General features: G+C 56.9%; 24 protein-coding genes and 1 pseudogene. All 25 read left to right on the forward strand.

The features are described from left to right. Positions 1 to 171: 171 nt before the first annotated feature. The 25 genes and pseudogenes from rpsL (at position 172) to secY (ending at position 13,502) form a co-directional block, all read left to right on the forward strand. A complete protein-coding gene (gene rpsL, locus MPN23_RS00745) occupies positions 172 to 543 on the forward strand; it encodes a 30S ribosomal protein S12 (protein ID WP_243545560.1) in 372 nt (123 codons plus the stop codon). A 93-nt stretch (positions 544 to 636) separates the two neighbouring features. After that, complete coding sequence (gene rpsG / locus MPN23_RS00750) at positions 637 to 1,107, forward strand: 30S ribosomal protein S7 (RefSeq protein WP_243545561.1); 471 nt, start codon at positions 637 to 639, stop codon at positions 1,105 to 1,107. Positions 1,108 to 1,122: 15 nt separating this feature from the next. Further along, positions 1,123 to 3,192: an elongation factor G gene (gene fusA, locus MPN23_RS00755; protein WP_279388682.1), complete on the forward strand. Its 2,070-nt coding sequence runs from the start codon at positions 1,123 to 1,125 to the stop codon at positions 3,190 to 3,192. Positions 3,193 to 3,332: 140 nt separating this feature from the next. Further along, a complete protein-coding gene (gene rpsJ, locus MPN23_RS00760; protein WP_243545563.1) occupies positions 3,333 to 3,656 on the forward strand; it encodes a 30S ribosomal protein S10 in 324 nt (107 codons plus the stop codon). Positions 3,657 to 3,671: 15 nt separating this feature from the next. After that, the gene (gene rplC, locus MPN23_RS00765; RefSeq protein ID WP_243545564.1) at positions 3,672 to 4,304 is read left to right on the forward strand and encodes a 50S ribosomal protein L3; all 633 of its coding nucleotides are present in this window, start codon (positions 3,672 to 3,674) and stop codon (positions 4,302 to 4,304) included. Positions 4,305 to 4,324: 20 nt separating this feature from the next. Then, entirely contained in the window at positions 4,325 to 4,948 is a 624-nt protein-coding gene (gene rplD, locus MPN23_RS00770) for a 50S ribosomal protein L4 (protein ID WP_243545565.1), read from the forward strand. A 2-nt stretch (positions 4,949 to 4,950) separates the two neighbouring features. Further along, positions 4,951 to 5,244, forward strand: a complete 294-nt coding sequence (rplW, locus tag MPN23_RS00775) for a 50S ribosomal protein L23 (RefSeq protein ID WP_243545566.1) — start codon at positions 4,951 to 4,953, stop codon at positions 5,242 to 5,244. Positions 5,245 to 5,246: 2 nt separating this feature from the next. Then, the gene (gene rplB, locus MPN23_RS00780; protein ID WP_243545567.1) at positions 5,247 to 6,077 is read left to right on the forward strand and encodes a 50S ribosomal protein L2; all 831 of its coding nucleotides are present in this window, start codon (positions 5,247 to 5,249) and stop codon (positions 6,075 to 6,077) included. 11 nt (positions 6,078 to 6,088) lie between these two features. Beyond that, positions 6,089 to 6,367 (forward strand): 30S ribosomal protein S19, encoded by a 279-nt coding sequence (gene rpsS / locus MPN23_RS00785; protein WP_243545568.1) that lies wholly within the window; start codon positions 6,089 to 6,091, stop codon positions 6,365 to 6,367. An 11-nt stretch (positions 6,368 to 6,378) separates the two neighbouring features. Beyond that, the gene (gene rplV / locus MPN23_RS00790; protein ID WP_243545569.1) at positions 6,379 to 6,711 is read left to right on the forward strand and encodes a 50S ribosomal protein L22; all 333 of its coding nucleotides are present in this window, start codon (positions 6,379 to 6,381) and stop codon (positions 6,709 to 6,711) included. A 2-nt stretch (positions 6,712 to 6,713) separates the two neighbouring features. Next, entirely contained in the window at positions 6,714 to 7,355 is a 642-nt protein-coding gene (gene rpsC / locus MPN23_RS00795) for a 30S ribosomal protein S3 (RefSeq protein WP_243545570.1), read from the forward strand. After that, positions 7,355 to 7,768 (forward strand): 50S ribosomal protein L16, encoded by a 414-nt coding sequence (gene rplP, locus MPN23_RS00800; protein WP_243545571.1) that lies wholly within the window; start codon positions 7,355 to 7,357, stop codon positions 7,766 to 7,768. Before rpsC ends, rplP begins: the two co-directional genes overlap by 1 nt. Continuing rightward, positions 7,769 to 7,960, forward strand: coding sequence for a 50S ribosomal protein L29 (gene rpmC, locus MPN23_RS00805; RefSeq protein ID WP_243545572.1), 192 nt, complete (start codon positions 7,769 to 7,771; stop codon positions 7,958 to 7,960). It begins immediately after the preceding gene. A 3-nt stretch (positions 7,961 to 7,963) separates the two neighbouring features. Beyond that, positions 7,964 to 8,232: pseudogene (gene rpsQ / locus MPN23_RS00810) on the forward strand (30S ribosomal protein S17). Between the two features lie 24 nt (positions 8,233 to 8,256). Next, positions 8,257 to 8,625 (forward strand): 50S ribosomal protein L14, encoded by a 369-nt coding sequence (rplN, locus tag MPN23_RS00815; RefSeq protein ID WP_243545573.1) that lies wholly within the window; start codon positions 8,257 to 8,259, stop codon positions 8,623 to 8,625. A gap of 11 nt (positions 8,626 to 8,636) precedes the next feature. Continuing rightward, positions 8,637 to 8,957 carry a 50S ribosomal protein L24 gene (gene rplX / locus MPN23_RS00820; protein ID WP_243545574.1) on the forward strand — a complete coding sequence of 107 codons (321 nt, stop codon included), beginning with the start codon at positions 8,637 to 8,639 and terminating at the stop codon, positions 8,955 to 8,957. 9 nt (positions 8,958 to 8,966) lie between these two features. Next, positions 8,967 to 9,506, forward strand: coding sequence for a 50S ribosomal protein L5 (rplE, locus tag MPN23_RS00825; protein WP_243545575.1), 540 nt, complete (start codon positions 8,967 to 8,969; stop codon positions 9,504 to 9,506). Positions 9,507 to 9,516: 10 nt separating this feature from the next. Beyond that, on the forward strand, positions 9,517 to 9,702 hold the full coding sequence (locus tag MPN23_RS00830; RefSeq protein WP_243545576.1) for a type Z 30S ribosomal protein S14: 186 nt from the start codon (positions 9,517 to 9,519) through the stop codon (positions 9,700 to 9,702). Positions 9,703 to 9,720: 18 nt separating this feature from the next. Further along, positions 9,721 to 10,098, forward strand: a complete 378-nt coding sequence (rpsH, locus tag MPN23_RS00835; RefSeq protein WP_243545577.1) for a 30S ribosomal protein S8 — start codon at positions 9,721 to 9,723, stop codon at positions 10,096 to 10,098. 12 nt (positions 10,099 to 10,110) lie between these two features. Next, positions 10,111 to 10,647 (forward strand): 50S ribosomal protein L6, encoded by a 537-nt coding sequence (gene rplF, locus MPN23_RS00840; RefSeq protein ID WP_243545578.1) that lies wholly within the window; start codon positions 10,111 to 10,113, stop codon positions 10,645 to 10,647. Positions 10,648 to 10,662: 15 nt separating this feature from the next. Then, positions 10,663 to 11,022: a 50S ribosomal protein L18 gene (gene rplR, locus MPN23_RS00845; protein WP_243545579.1), complete on the forward strand. Its 360-nt coding sequence runs from the start codon at positions 10,663 to 10,665 to the stop codon at positions 11,020 to 11,022. 15 nt (positions 11,023 to 11,037) lie between these two features. Then, positions 11,038 to 11,529 (forward strand): 30S ribosomal protein S5, encoded by a 492-nt coding sequence (gene rpsE, locus MPN23_RS00850; RefSeq protein WP_243545580.1) that lies wholly within the window; start codon positions 11,038 to 11,040, stop codon positions 11,527 to 11,529. Positions 11,530 to 11,541: 12 nt separating this feature from the next. After that, on the forward strand, positions 11,542 to 11,715 hold the full coding sequence (rpmD, locus tag MPN23_RS00855; RefSeq protein ID WP_243545581.1) for a 50S ribosomal protein L30: 174 nt from the start codon (positions 11,542 to 11,544) through the stop codon (positions 11,713 to 11,715). Further along, entirely contained in the window at positions 11,712 to 12,161 is a 450-nt protein-coding gene (rplO, locus tag MPN23_RS00860) for a 50S ribosomal protein L15 (protein ID WP_243545582.1), read from the forward strand. Before rpmD ends, rplO begins: the two co-directional genes overlap by 4 nt. Positions 12,162 to 12,185: 24 nt before the next feature. Further along, positions 12,186 to 13,502 (forward strand): preprotein translocase subunit SecY, encoded by a 1,317-nt coding sequence (gene secY, locus MPN23_RS00865; RefSeq protein ID WP_243545583.1) that lies wholly within the window; start codon positions 12,186 to 12,188, stop codon positions 13,500 to 13,502. Positions 13,503 to 13,505 lie beyond the last annotated feature (3 nt).

Here is a 13,505-nt window from a genome sequence, read left to right on the forward strand (position 1 = left end):
AAAATTGGAGAGGGAGCTCCCTCTCCAATTTTTTGCCGGAAAGGTCAGGGCAGGGGAGCCGGGGCTGTCAGGGAAAAATCTTGACAAGCATCGGCGTTTCAGACTACACCCTGCCCTCTTTGCCCTATTTAGATTGTTCTATTGGGGCTGAACCAAACAATTGGAGGATTCATGCCTACCATCAACCAGCTGATCCGGAAACGGAGGAAGGCTGTCCTGAAGCGGAAGAAGACTCCGGCTTTGCATGAGTGCCCGCAGCGTCGCGGCGTGTGCACCAGAGTGTACACCACCACTCCGAAAAAGCCGAACTCCGCGCTCCGCAAGGTCGCTCGTGTTCGTCTGACCAATGGGATTGAGGTAACTTCCTACATTCCCGGTGAAGGTCACAACCTGCAGGAACACTCCGTCGTTCTGATTCGCGGCGGCCGTGTCAAGGACTTGCCCGGTGTGCGTTATCACATCATCCGTGGCACCCTGGATACCGCCGGTGTCGACGATCGTCGTCAGGCTCGTTCCAAGTACGGCGCCAAGCGTCCCAAATAGGTTGACCGTTTCTTAATGCCTGGGTGTGATGACAAAGTAGGGCGCGGAGGCTGCCTGAAATAATGTCCCCCCGGCCAGAACAAGGAGAAGAAAATGCCTCGTAAAGGTCCTGTTGCCAAGCGGCAGATTCTGCCGGATCCGGTGTACGGCAGCAAGCTCATCACCAGATTCATCAACAGGCTGATGCTCGACGGTAAGAAGAGCACTGCCGAAAGAATTTTTTATCAGGCTCTCGAGACCTTGGCCGAAAAGACCAAGGAAGAGCCCTTGAAGGCTTTCGAGAAATGCCTGGACAATGTGAAGCCCGCCCTGGAAGTCAAGTCCAGGCGCGTTGGCGGCGCCACCTACCAGGTGCCCATGGAAGTCCGCCCCGACCGTCAGCTCGCTCTGGCGATTCGCTGGGTCATTGCTTATGCTCGCGGCCGCGGCGAGAAGGGCATGGTTGCCCGTCTCACCGGTGAGCTGCTTGACGCCTACAACAATCGTGGCGGCGCCGTGAAGAAACGGGAAGATACCCACAAGATGGCTGAGGCCAACAAGGCCTTCGCTCACTACCGTTGGTAGTACCGGAGTAGAGCTGTGCCAAGAATGGTTCCTAGAGAGAGACAGCGCAATATTGGTATCATGGCCCACATTGATGCGGGCAAGACTACCACTACCGAGCGTATCCTCTTTTACACGGGCGTGTCCCACAAGATTGGTGAAGTTCATGACGGCGAAGCCACCATGGACTGGATGGTTCAGGAGCAGGAACGCGGTATCACCATTACCTCTGCGGCAACCACGTGCTTCTGGCGCGATTTTCGTGTCAACATCATCGATACGCCCGGCCACGTCGACTTCACCATGGAAGTCGAGCGTGCCCTGCGCGTGCTCGACGGTGCCGTAGCCGTTTTCGACTCTGTCGCCGGCGTTGAGCCCCAGTCCGAGACCGTGTGGCGGCAGGCCGACAGGTATAGCGTGCCTCGCATTGCGTTCGTCAACAAGATGGACCGCGTGGGCGCCAACTTCTTCCGTTGCGTGGACATGATGAGGACCCGGCTGGGCGCCAAGCCCGTGCCCCTTCAGCTGCCCATCGGCGCGGAAGACGAATTCCAGGGTATGGTCGACCTCATCGAGGGCAAGGCCTATTATTTCGATTCGCAGGACGCTGGCACCAACCTTCGGGTTGAAGAAGTGCCGGCCGACCTCATGGACAAGTATGAGGAAATGCGCGCCGAAATGATCGAAGCCGTTGCCGAGGAAGACGAAACGCTTTTGGAAAAGTACCTGGGCGGCGAAGAGCTGACCGCTGACGAGCTTCGGGCCGGTGTCCGCAAGGCCACCAACAACCTGACCCTCTGCCCGGTCATGTGCGGCACTGCGTTCCGCAACAAGGGCATTCAGCCTCTGCTCGACGCTGTCGTGGACTACCTGCCTTCCCCCCTCGACATCGAGGTGATGAAGGGCATGAATCCCGACAACGGCGAAGAGGTTCCCTGCCCCTGCGACGACGACATGCCCCTGGCTGCTCTCGCGTTCAAGCTTGCCACCGATCCCTTTGTGGGTCACCTGACCTTCCTTCGCATCTACTCCGGCAAGATCGAAAGTGGTGCCACCGTGATGAACGGTGCCACCGGGAAAAAGGAACGCATCGGCCGTCTGTTGAAAATGCACGCCAACAAGCGTGAAGAAATAAAAGAGGCTTTTGCCGGCGACATCGTTGCCGCCGTCGGCCTCAAGAACGTGTCCACCGGTGATACCATGGCCGAACTCAAGAACCCGGTGGTTCTCGAGTCCCTGGATATTCCGGAGCCGGTCATTGAAGTGGCCATCGAGCCCAAGACCAAGGCTGACCGCGACACGCTGACCAACGCGCTGACCAAGCTGGCCAAGGAGGATCCCTCCTTCCGTGTCAAGTCCGACGACGAGACCGGCCAGACCCTGATCGCGGGTATGGGAGAGTTGCATCTCGAAATCATCGTTGACCGCCTTCTGCGCGAGTTCAACGTGAACGCCAACGTGGGCGCTCCCCGCGTTGCGTACCGGGAAACCATCACCCAGGCGACCAAGGTTGACGTCAAGCACGCCAAGCAGTCCGGTGGCCGTGGCCAGTACGGCCACGTGGTTCTGGAAGTCGAACCCAACCCGGAAAAGGGTTACGAGTTCGACGACGAGATCAAGGGCGGAGTTATTCCCAAGGAATACATTCCCTCCGTTGACAAGGGCATCCAGGACGCCATGAAGAACGGCGTCATGGCCGGATACCCGATCGTGGACCTCAAAGTGAAGCTGGTCTTCGGCTCCTATCACGAAGTCGACTCCAGCGAGCAGGCCTTCTACATCGCCGGTTCCATGGCGGTCAAGGAAGCCTGCCGTCAGGCAAAAGCGGTTCTGCTCGAGCCGATCATGTCTGTTGAAGTTGTTACCCCCGAGGATTATCTCGGCGACGTCATGGGCGACCTGAACGGCCGTCGTGGCCGGGTTGGCGAAATGGAAGCCCGCGTGGGCGTCCAGGCCATCCGCGCCTTTGTGCCGCTGTCCGAGATGTTCGGTTATGCCACGGATCTTCGTTCCAAGACCCAGGGCAGGGCAACCTTCACCATGCAGTTCGACCATTACGAACAGGTTCCCGCCAGCTTGGCTGAAGAGATTGTGAAAAAGAAGTAGGGCTTCGCCGATTCTCATTTGGGGAATCTCACTTGACAGAAGTGGTCCCGAGGGAGTAAACCCTCGGACCGCTTCATTTCGGCGTATTATTATTAACTTGCGGAATCCACCCGAAGGGAAATTCTGCTGAGGAGAGCATAATGACTGCTACTTCGATGGCGAGTGATCGCATCAGAATTAAACTGAAGGCTTATGACTACCGCATTCTCGACAAAGCGGTGACTGAGATCGTCGATACTGCCCGGAATACCGGTGCGGCGATTGCCGGTCCCATCCCGCTTCCGACTGAAATGCACCGTACCACGGTACAGAAGTCGGTTCACGTGGACAAGAAGTCCCGTGAACAGTTCGAAATGCGCATCCATAAACGTTTGCTGGACATTCTCGAGCCGACCCAGCAGACCGTCGACTCCTTGGGCAAGCTGTCGCTTCCCGCCGGCGTTGACGTTGAAATCAAGCTTTAAGCGAGAGGTGTCATCATGGCTAAAACGCTTGGACTTCTCGGAAAGAAGCTGGGTATGACCCGGATATTCCAGGACGACGGCACTGTGTGCCCCGTGACTGTTATTGAAGCCGGTCCGTGCCCTGTTACTCAGATCAAGACTGTTGAAAAGGAAGGCTACAACGCCCTCCAGGTCGGCTACGACGAAATTGCTGAACGCAAAGTCAACAAGCCCATGAAGGGCCACTTTGCCAAGATCGGCAAGGGCTGCTTCCGCCACCTCAAGGAATTTCCCCTTGATGCAGTGGAAGAGTTCGAGTTGGGCCAGGAGCTCACCGTCGACATGTTCGCCACCGGCGACTCCATCAAGGTGACTGGCACGAGCAAGGGTAAAGGTTTCCAGGGCGTCATGAAGCGCTGGAACTTTTCCGGTCAGCGTGCCTCCCACGGTGCTGAAAAGGTTCACCGTGTTCCCGGTTCCGTCGGTAATGCCACCTTCCCGGGCCGCGTCTGGAAGGGCAAGAAGATGCCCGGCCAGATGGGCAATGAGCGTGTGACCTACAACAACGTGGAAATCGTTGACGTTCGTCCCGAGGACAACGTCATCATCGTTAAGGGTCAGGTGCCCGGCCCCAAGAACGGCCTGGTGATGATTCGCAAGAACAGCTAGGCCGACGAGAGGTTAAGATCATGGCAAAGATACAAGTTGTTGACCAGAATAATACGAAAGTGGGCGACATCGAGCTCGCTCCGGAGATTTTCGAGGTCGAGATTCGTCCCGAAATCCTGCAGCTCGTTGTCCGGTCTCAGCTCGCGGCCCGTCGCAGTGGCACCCATGCCACCAAGACTCGTACCACCGTTCGTGGTGGTGGCCGCAAGCCCTGGCGCCAGAAGGGCACCGGTCGCGCTCGCGCCGGTTCCATGCGTTCGCCTCTGTGGCGCGGCGGTGCGATCGTTTTCGGTCCCCAGCCCCGTGACTACTCCTTCAAGGTGAACAAGAAGATTCGCCGTCTGGCTCTGAAGATGGCTCTGTCCTCCCGGTTGAGCGAGGACAAACTGCGGGTCGTCAAGGGCATTGAGCTCTCCGAGATCAAGACCAAGGCCTTCGCCGACGTTGCCGACAAGCTCGGCATGGGTGGCAAGACCTTGATTGTTGCCAAGGATGCTGATAAGAACCTGCTGCTCTCTGCCCGTAACATTCCGGGCGTCAAGGTTCTTGAGGCTGACAGGCTCAATGTTTACGACGTGCTGCTGTACCCCGAGCTGATTCTGCTCGAAGGTGCGGCCAATGACGTTCAGGAGAGGTTGAAATAGCCATGGATTATTCCAAGATTTTGCTCAAGCCCGTTGTCTCCGAAAAGGCCAACGACATCAAGGAGCAGGCGAATCACGTCTCCTTCTACGTTCACTGCGATGCCAACAAGATCGAAGTGAAAAAGGCCGTCGAGGCAGCGTTTGACGTCAAGGTTGAGTCCGTCAATATCGTGAAAAGGAAACCTCTGGCCCGCAAGCGTTTCGGCCGTACTACCGGTGGGAGAATCTCCGGGTACAAGAAGGCCTACGTCAAGCTGGCCGCTGGCGACAAAATCGAGTTCTTCGAGGGAGTGTAACAATGGCTACCCGTAAGCTGAAGCCGACTTCTCCGGGCCGCCGGTTCCAGACGGTCTCCGATTTCGCCGAGATCACCAGAACCACTTCCGAGAAGTCTCTGACCAAAGGTTTGACCAAGAAGGCTGGCCGTAACAACAACGGTCGTGTCACCTCCCGCCGCCGCGGCGGTGGTGTGAAGCGCCTTTACCGTATAATTGACTTCAGGCGCGACAAGGTCGGTGTTCCGGCCAAGGTCGCCCATATTGAATATGATCCGAACCGCAGCGCCCGCATTGCGCTCCTGCATTATGCGGACGGCGAAAAGCGTTACATCCTCGCGCCTGTCGGCCTGAACCAGGGCGACTCCATCATGGCTGGCGAGGGTGCCGACATCAAACCCGGCAACGCTCTGCTGCTTGCAAAGATTCCGACCGGTACCGTCGTGCACAATATCGAGCTGTATCCCGGCAAGGGCGGTCAGTTTTGCCGCGCCGCCGGCACTTATGCCCAGCTCGTGGCCAAGGAAGGCAAGTACGCGCTTCTGCGCATGCCCTCCGGCGAAGTGCGCAAGGTGCTTGCCAGCTGCTGCGCCACCATCGGCCAGGTTGGCAACGTGCATCACGAAGGTATCACTTTGGGCAAAGCTGGCCGCAATCGCTGGCTGGGTCGCCGTCCCCAGGTCCGTGGCGTGGCCATGAACCCCATCGATCATCCGCTCGGTGGTGGTGAAGGTCGCAGCTCTGGAGGCCGTCATCCTTGTTCCCCGTGGGGTATGCCTGCGAAGGGTTACAAGACCCGCAACAGGAAGAAGGCTTCTTCCAAGCTTATCGTCAAACGTCGCGGACAGAAGTAGGAGTTTAAGAAATGCCTAGATCGCTGAAAAAAGGTCCGTTTCTCGACGACCATCTGGTGAAGAAGGTGGAAAGAGCCTCGGAATCCCAGGACCGCAGGGTCATCAAGACCTGGTCCCGCCGCTCTACCATCATCCCTGAAATGGTGGGAATGACCTTCGCGGTTCACAATGGCCGCAAGTTCATCCCGGTGTTCGTTACCGAGAACATGGTAGGCCACAAGCTGGGTGAGTTTTCTCCCACTCGTACCTACTTCGGTCACGCTGCCGACAAGAAGAGCAAGGGCAAATAGGGGTGATGACAATGGAAGCTAAAGCAGTAGCCAAGTTCATACGGGTTTCTCCGCGCAAGACGCGCCTTGTTGCCCAGAACGTGAAGGGCAAGCCTGTTGAGGAAGCTCTCAACATTCTTCGGTTCACCCCGAAGAAACCTGCCAAGATTCTGAGCAAGGTTCTGTTCTCCGCTGTTTCCAACGCGGAACAGATGCCCGGAGTGGATGTGGATTCCTTGATCGTCGATAATATCATCGTGAACGAGGGTCCGACCTGGAAACGGATTCAGCCGCGCGCAATGGGCCGCGCCTATCGCATCCGGAAACGTACCAGCCACATCACCGTCGTTGTGAAGGAGATGTAGATATGGGTCAGAAAGTACATCCTTACGGTTTTCGTCTGGGATACAACAAGAACTGGCTTTCCCGCTGGTACAGCAAGAAGGATTATCCTGCCTTTGTGCTGCAGGACGACCAGGTTCGGAAGTTTGTCAAGAAGAGGCTTTACCAGGCTGGCGTTGCTCGCATCGAGATCGAGCGTGCCGGTGGCAAGCTTCGTCTGATCATCCACACTGCGCGTCCGGGCATCGTGATCGGCCGCAAGGGCGTGGAGATCGAAAAGCTTCGTGAGGAGCTGAGGAAAAAGTTCCAAACCGAATTCGCCATTGAGGTCAACGAAATCCGTCGGCCTGAAACTGAAGCTCAGCTCGTAGCTGAGAACATCGCTCAACAACTCGAACGCCGCGTTGCCTTCCGCCGTGCCATGAAACGCACGGTGGGCCTTGCCAGGAAATTCGGCGCCGAGGGTATCAAGGTCAGCTGCGCTGGCCGTCTGGCCGGGGCTGAAATCGCCCGCAGCGAGTGGTACCGCGATGGCCGTGTGCCTCTTCACACGCTTCGTGCCGACATTGACTACGGTTACGCGGTTGCTCGTACGACCTACGGCGTGATCGGTGTCAAGGTCTGGATCTTCAAGGGTGAGATTCTGGACAAAGAGGTAGAACAGTAATGCTTGCTCCAAAGAAAGTTAAGTACAGGAAGCGGCAGAAAGGCCGCGTCAGAGGCAAGGCCCAACGGGGTAACAGCGTGGCTTTCGGAGAAATTGGTCTGAAAGCCTTGGAGCACGGAAAGATCACCAGCCAGCAGATTGAAGCCGCCCGTGTCGCGATCATGCGTCACATCAAGCGCGGCGGCAAGGTCTGGATTCGCATCTTCCCTGATTATCCCGTCACCTCCAAGCCCGCGGAAGTCCGCATGGGTAAGGGTAAAGGCGCCCCCGAAGGTTGGGTGGCTCCGGTGAGACCGGGTCGTATCATGTACGAAGTCAAGGGCGCAGACATGGAGCTCATGAAGGAAGCCCTGAAGAGGGCTGCCTACAAGCTGCCCATCAAGACCGCCATCGTGGTCAAGGAGGGTATGTAAGTGACTGCCAAGGAACTTCGTGAAATGAATGATGCCGAGCTGTCCGAAAAGCTGAACGAGTCCCGTCAGGAACTCTTCAAACTGCGTTTCCAGCATGCCACCGCGCAGCTGGAAGACGTGCGTAAGCTCGGCGGCGTCAAGAAGACCATCGCCCGCATCTTGACCATCCAGCGGGAAAGACAGGGAGCGTAACTCATGGCTGAGTTCAAATACGAAGGCAATCGCCGTGTGCTGACCGGTTTGGTCATCTCCGACAAGGCCGACAAGACCATCGTCGTCCGCGTCGAGACTCTGGTCAAGCATCCGTTGCTGAAGAAGTACGTTCGTCGCCGCAAAAAGTTCATGGCCCATGATCCGGCCAACGAATGCGGTGTCGGTGACAAGGTACAGATTGTTGAGTCCAGGCCCATCAGCCGCCGCAAGCAAGCTGGCATCTGGTGAAGGTCCTCGAGAAAGCCGTCTAACGTTTAATCTGAGGAATTGCAGAAATGATTCAGGTTGAATCCAATCTTGACGTGGCGGACAACTCCGGGGCCAAGAAAGTCTCCTGCATTAAGGTGCTGGGAGGCTCGAAGCGCCGGTACGCCAGCGTCGGCGACATCATCGTCGTCACGGTTAAGGAAGCAATGCCCCATTCCAAGGTGAAGAAGGGTGCTGTTATGAAGGCGGTTGTTGTTCGCACCAAGAAGGAAATCGGTCGTCCCGACGGTTCCTTCATCAAGTTCGACAACAACTCCGCCGTGCTGCTCAACAACTCGATGGAGCCCGTGGGCACCCGTATCTTCGGACCAGTTGCCCGTGAGCTTCGTGCAGCCGGGTTCATGAAGATCGTATCCCTCGCTCCCGAGGTCCTCTAAAGAGGTGTGCCATGAAGACTAAAATCCGTAAAGACGATAAAGTCATGGTGCTGTCCGGGAAGGATAAGGGTAAGATCGGCAAAGTGCTGAAGATTCTGAAGAAGCACGACAAGGTCCTGGTCGAAAAGGTGAACATGGTCAAGCGCCACACCAAGGCCAACCCCTATGCCAACCAGCCGGGCGGTATCATCGAGAAGGAAGCCCCGATCCATGTCTCCAACGTGGCCATTGTGTGCGATGCCTGCACCAAGCCCACCAGGGTCGGCTACAAGAAGACGGACGACGGGAAGAAGGTCCGCTACTGCAAGAAATGCAACGAGATCTTCAAGTAGGTGGATGCTATGACTCGTCTCCAGAAAATATATGAGGAAAAGGTTGTCCCGGCCCTGCAGAAGGAATTCGGGTACAAGAGCCCCATGGAGCTTCCCAGCCTGGAAAAAATCTCGCTGAACATCGGTCTCGGCGAAGGTTCCCAGAACAACAAGCTCATTGAGGACGCCGTCAACGAACTGACCAAGATCTCCGGCCGCAAGGCCGTGGTGACTCGGGCCAAGAAATCCATCGCCGCGTTCAAGCTGCGTGAAGGCATGCCTGTCGGCATCCGCGTCACGCTGCGCCACGACGACATGTGGGATTTCTTCGACAAGCTCGTGAGCTTCGCGCTCCCGCGTGTGCGCGACTTCCGCGGCATTCCTGACCGTGGTTTCGACGGCCGTGGCAACTTCACCATGGGCATCAAGGAGCACACGATCTTCCCTGAGCTGGAAATCGACAAAGTCGAAAAGGTGAAGGGCATGAACGTGACTATTTGCACCTCTGCCAAAACCGACAAGGAAGGCAAGATGCTTCTTGACCTCCTTGGCATGCCCTTCAAGAAGTAGGAGTTACAACATGGCCAGAACGAGTTTACGAGTAAAGGCCCGCCGCAAACCCAAGTTTAAGGTTCGCGCCTACAATCGCTGCCCCATCTGCGGCCGCCCCAGGGCTTTCCTGCGGCGCTACGGCATCTGCCGTGTCTGCTTCCGCAATAAGGCTTTGGCCGGCGAACTGCCCGGTGTGCGCAAGGCGAGCTGGTAATTCAAGGAGAATAAGAAAATGGTTGATCCTGTAGCCGACATGTTGACCCGTATTCGGAACGCTCACCAGGCGTACCACCAGGGTGTCGTCGTTCCCGTCTCCAAAATGAAGACGGCCATTGCGGGTATCCTCAAAGAGGAAGGTTATATCACTGACTACGCTGTCGAGGACAGGGACATCAAAATCACCCTCAAGTACCACGACGGCAAGGGCCTGATCGCCGGTCTCAAGAAGATCAGCAAGCCCGGCCGCCGCGTGTACGTGGGCGTTCATGATATCCCTCGTGTGCAGAACGGCCTCGGCATCTGCATCATGTCCACGTCCAAGGGGGTCCTTGAAGGCTCCAAGGCCAAGGACGCCAACGTTGGTGGCGAACTCGTCTGCGAAATCTGGTAGTGAGGTTCCAAAATGTCTCGAATTGGTAAAAAACCTATCGATATCCCCTCCGGTGTAGAGGTGACAGTCGGAGCCTCCGAGATCCAGGTCAAGGGTCCCAAGGGCACCTTGAAGACTCCTGTTCACCCCGCCGTTGTTTATGCTGTTGAAGGCAACCAGGTTGTCGTCAACCGTACCGACGACTCCCGTGAAGCCCGTAGCCAGCACGGCCTTCGCCGCACCCTTCTCGCCAACTGCATTGAAGGCGTTGAGAAGGGCTATGAAAAGACCCTCGAGGTCATCGGCGTTGGTTACAAGGTTTCGGTCCAGGGCAAGAAGGTCGTTCTCACGGTTGGGTTCTCCCATCCCGTCGAGTTCGAGCTGCCCGCTGGCATTGAAGCCAAGAACGAAGGCTCCAAGCTGATCATTTCCGGCTCCGACAAGCAGCTTGTCGGCGAGGTTGCGGCCAAGATTCGCCGCGTCCGTCCGCCGGAACCGTACAAGGGCAAGGGAATCAAGTACATTGACGAGCATATCCGGCGCAAGGCTGGTAAGTCCGGCGCCAAATAGCGGGGTATAAGAGTCATGAAAGTAAGCAAGAACGAAGCGCGGCTTCGCAGAAAGCCTCGCATACGCAAAAAGGTCTCCGGTACCGAAAGCCGTCCCAGGCTCGTGGTGTTCCGTTCCAATTTGCATCTGTACGCTCAGATTGTGGATGATGTGAACGGCGTCACCCTGGCCAGCTCCAGCACCCTGGTGCTGAACAAGGCTGGTCAGAGTCTGAAGGCCAATTGCGAGTCCGCCACCGTCGTGGGCAAGGACATCGCGGCCAAGGCGCTGGAGAAGAAAATCGAAGCTGTCGTTTTCGACCGCAACGGTTATATCTATCATGGTAAAATCAAGGCCCTCGCCGACGGCGCTCGCGAAGGCGGCCTGAAATTCTAGGTTTGAGGAAAGACCATGGAACAGAATGAATCTGGACTGATTGAAAAGATCGTCTACCTCAACCGAGTCGCCAAGGTCGTTAAGGGCGGCCGCCGCTTCAGCTTTAGCTGCCTCGTGGTAGTCGGCGACGGTGAGGGTAAGGTCGGTTATGGACTGGGCAAGGCCAATGAAGTTCCCGAAGCCATTCGCAAGGCATCGGAACGGGCCAAGAAGGACATGATTGCAATTCCCATCCTTGACGGCACTCTGCCGTACGAGGTTCTGGGTCGCTTCGGCGCGGGCCGCGTTATGCTCAAGCCCGCCAGCCGTGGTACCGGCATCATCGCCGGCGGTCCTGTCCGCGCCATCATGGAAGCCCTGGGTGTCAACGACATCCTGACCAAGGCTATCGGCACCAACAACCCGCACAACGTCCTGCGCGCGACCATGGCTGGCTTGGCCTCCCTGCGTAGCTCCAAGGAAGTTTCCGAGATGCGCGGTGTCCAGGTGTCCACGCCCAGAAAGTAAGGAGGACCGGCCGTGTTGAAGGTTAAGCTCATCAAAAGCAAGATCGGGTGCAATCCCGCCCAGCGCAAGACGCTTGTGGCTCTGGGATTGCGCAAGATCCGCCAGGAAAAGACCTTTGAGGACACCCCGGTTGTCCGGGGCATGATCAAGCGTGTTAATCACCTGGTGGAGGTGACTGAATCATGAGGCTTCACGAACTCTATCCGTTCCCGGAAGAATACAAGAACCGCAAGCGTATTGGGCGCGGTTCCGGCTCGGGCTGGGGCAAGACCTCCGGCAAGGGCCACAAGGGACAGAACAGCCGCTCCGGCGGTGGTGTTCGTCCCGGCTTCGAGGGCGGCCAGATGCCTCTGGCCCGCCGTCTGCCCAAGCGCGGCTTCAAGAACTATCCCTTCCGCGAAGTCTATGCTCCGGTTAACGTCGGACAGCTTCTTGCCGTGTTTGCGGACAAGGACGAAATCACCCTGGTCGACATCTATGATCGCGGTCTCGCCAAGAATGGCGAGCCCATCAAGGTGCTCGGCATGGGCGACGTGACCAAGGCCGTGACTATCGAGGCGCACCGCTTCAGCGCGTCTGCTGCCGAGAAGATCGCGAAGGCCGGCGGAACCGCCAAGGCCATTGAAGGGTAACTGACCAGCATCGGAAGGAATACCGTGGCGCTTTCTGGAGTTGAAAATCTTGCCCGTCTCCCAGAGCTGAAGAAAAAACTGCTCTGGACGTTCGCACTGTTGGCTGTTTACCGCATGGGTATTCATATCCCGGTTCCCGGCGTTGACAGTGCCGCATTGGCCGATTTTTTCGCCAATGCGCAGAACACCTTGTTCGGGCTCTTTGACATGTTCTCGGGTGGAGGTCTCAAGAACCTTTCCATCTTCGCCTTGGGCATCATGCCCTACATCTCGGCATCCATCATCCTGCAGCTGCTTACCGTTGTCAGCCCGGAGCTGAAGCGTTTGCAGAAGGAGGAAGGGGAGGCCGGCAGAAAGAAGATCACCCAGTACACTCGATACGGGACCGTGCTCATCACTTTTGTCCAGGGCTTTGGCATTGCCGTGGGCCTGGAAACCATGAGCAGTCCCACCGGGGCTCCCGTGGTGCTGTTTTCGGGTTGGGGATTCAGGATGATGACCGTCCTGACCCTGACCGCGGGAACGGTGTTCCTGATGTGGCTGGGCGAAAAAATGACTGAAAAGGGTATCGGAAACGGCATCTCGCTCATTATCTATGCCGGTATCATCGCAGGCCTTCCGGCCGCTGTGGTCAATACCGTGCAGCTCATGACCGTGGGCGAGATCACCCTTTTCCTTCTTCTGGTCATTGCTGCCGTGATGATCGTCACCTTGGCGTTCATCGTGTTCATGGAGCGCGGCCAGAGAAGGATTCCGATCCATTATGCCAAGCGTCAGATGGGACGCAGAATGGTTGGCGGCCAGACTACGCATCTGCCGTTGCGCGTGAATACCGCGGGTGTCATTCCCCCGATCTTCGCGTCCTCCATTCTGATGTTCCCTGCGACCATTGCCCAGTTCTCGAATGTCCAGTGGCTGAAAGATGTGTCGACTTTCCTGAGTCCGGATTCCATCATTTATAACATTCTTTATGTTGGAATTATCATATTTTTCTGCTACTTCTATACGGCGATCATGTTTGATCCCAAGGGGATTGCCGAGAACATTCAGAAACAGGGCGGTTTTATCCCCGGTATTCGTCCCGGTGCTCGCACCTGCGAATACATTGATCGGGTCCTGACCAGGATCACGCTCTGGGGTTCCCTGTACGTGTCGGCGGTCTGCGTGCTGCCCATGTTCCTGATTGCGCAGTTCAACGTGCCGTTCTATTTCGGCGGCACTTCTCTGCTGATCGTCGTGGGCGTTGCCATGGACTTCATGAGCCAGATCGAGTCTCACCTGATTTCGCGTCAGTACGAAGGCTTGATGGGCAAGGCCGGCAAACTGAAAGGCAGGCGTTAGGTT

The organism is Pseudodesulfovibrio tunisiensis (assembly GCF_022809775.1).
Classification (GTDB): domain Bacteria; phylum Desulfobacterota; class Desulfovibrionia; order Desulfovibrionales; family Desulfovibrionaceae; genus Pseudodesulfovibrio; species Pseudodesulfovibrio tunisiensis.

Bases quoted from the DNA above. Each gene is read 5' to 3' on its own strand.
- rplV (WP_243545569.1), top strand. From the start codon at position 6,379: ATGGAAGCTAAAGCAGTAGCCAAGTTCATACGGGTTTCTCCGCGCAAG.
- rpsC (WP_243545570.1), top strand. From the start codon at position 6,714: ATGGGTCAGAAAGTACATCCTTACGGTTTTCGTCTGGGATACAACAAG.
- rplO (WP_243545582.1), top strand. From the start codon at position 11,712: ATGAGGCTTCACGAACTCTATCCGTTCCCGGAAGAATACAAGAACCGC.
- rpsS (WP_243545568.1), top strand. From the start codon at position 6,089: ATGCCTAGATCGCTGAAAAAAGGTCCGTTTCTCGACGACCATCTGGTG.
- rpsJ (WP_243545563.1), top strand. From the start codon at position 3,333: ATGACTGCTACTTCGATGGCGAGTGATCGCATCAGAATTAAACTGAAG.
- rpsH (WP_243545577.1), top strand. From the start codon at position 9,721: ATGGTTGATCCTGTAGCCGACATGTTGACCCGTATTCGGAACGCTCAC.
- rplB (WP_243545567.1), top strand. From the start codon at position 5,247: ATGGCTACCCGTAAGCTGAAGCCGACTTCTCCGGGCCGCCGGTTCCAG.
- rplR (WP_243545579.1), top strand. From the start codon at position 10,663: ATGAAAGTAAGCAAGAACGAAGCGCGGCTTCGCAGAAAGCCTCGCATA.
- rplP (WP_243545571.1), top strand. From the start codon at position 7,355: ATGCTTGCTCCAAAGAAAGTTAAGTACAGGAAGCGGCAGAAAGGCCGC.
- rplC (WP_243545564.1), top strand. From the start codon at position 3,672: ATGGCTAAAACGCTTGGACTTCTCGGAAAGAAGCTGGGTATGACCCGG.
- rplD (WP_243545565.1), top strand. From the start codon at position 4,325: ATGGCAAAGATACAAGTTGTTGACCAGAATAATACGAAAGTGGGCGAC.
- rplN (WP_243545573.1), top strand. From the start codon at position 8,257: ATGATTCAGGTTGAATCCAATCTTGACGTGGCGGACAACTCCGGGGCC.
- rplE (WP_243545575.1), top strand. From the start codon at position 8,967: ATGACTCGTCTCCAGAAAATATATGAGGAAAAGGTTGTCCCGGCCCTG.
- rpsE (WP_243545580.1), top strand. From the start codon at position 11,038: ATGGAACAGAATGAATCTGGACTGATTGAAAAGATCGTCTACCTCAAC.
- MPN23_RS00830 (WP_243545576.1), top strand. From the start codon at position 9,517: ATGGCCAGAACGAGTTTACGAGTAAAGGCCCGCCGCAAACCCAAGTTT.
- rplW (WP_243545566.1), top strand. From the start codon at position 4,951: ATGGATTATTCCAAGATTTTGCTCAAGCCCGTTGTCTCCGAAAAGGCC.
- rplF (WP_243545578.1), top strand. From the start codon at position 10,111: ATGTCTCGAATTGGTAAAAAACCTATCGATATCCCCTCCGGTGTAGAG.
- rplX (WP_243545574.1), top strand. From the start codon at position 8,637: ATGAAGACTAAAATCCGTAAAGACGATAAAGTCATGGTGCTGTCCGGG.
- rpsG (WP_243545561.1), top strand. From the start codon at position 637: ATGCCTCGTAAAGGTCCTGTTGCCAAGCGGCAGATTCTGCCGGATCCG.
- rpsL (WP_243545560.1), top strand. From the start codon at position 172: ATGCCTACCATCAACCAGCTGATCCGGAAACGGAGGAAGGCTGTCCTG.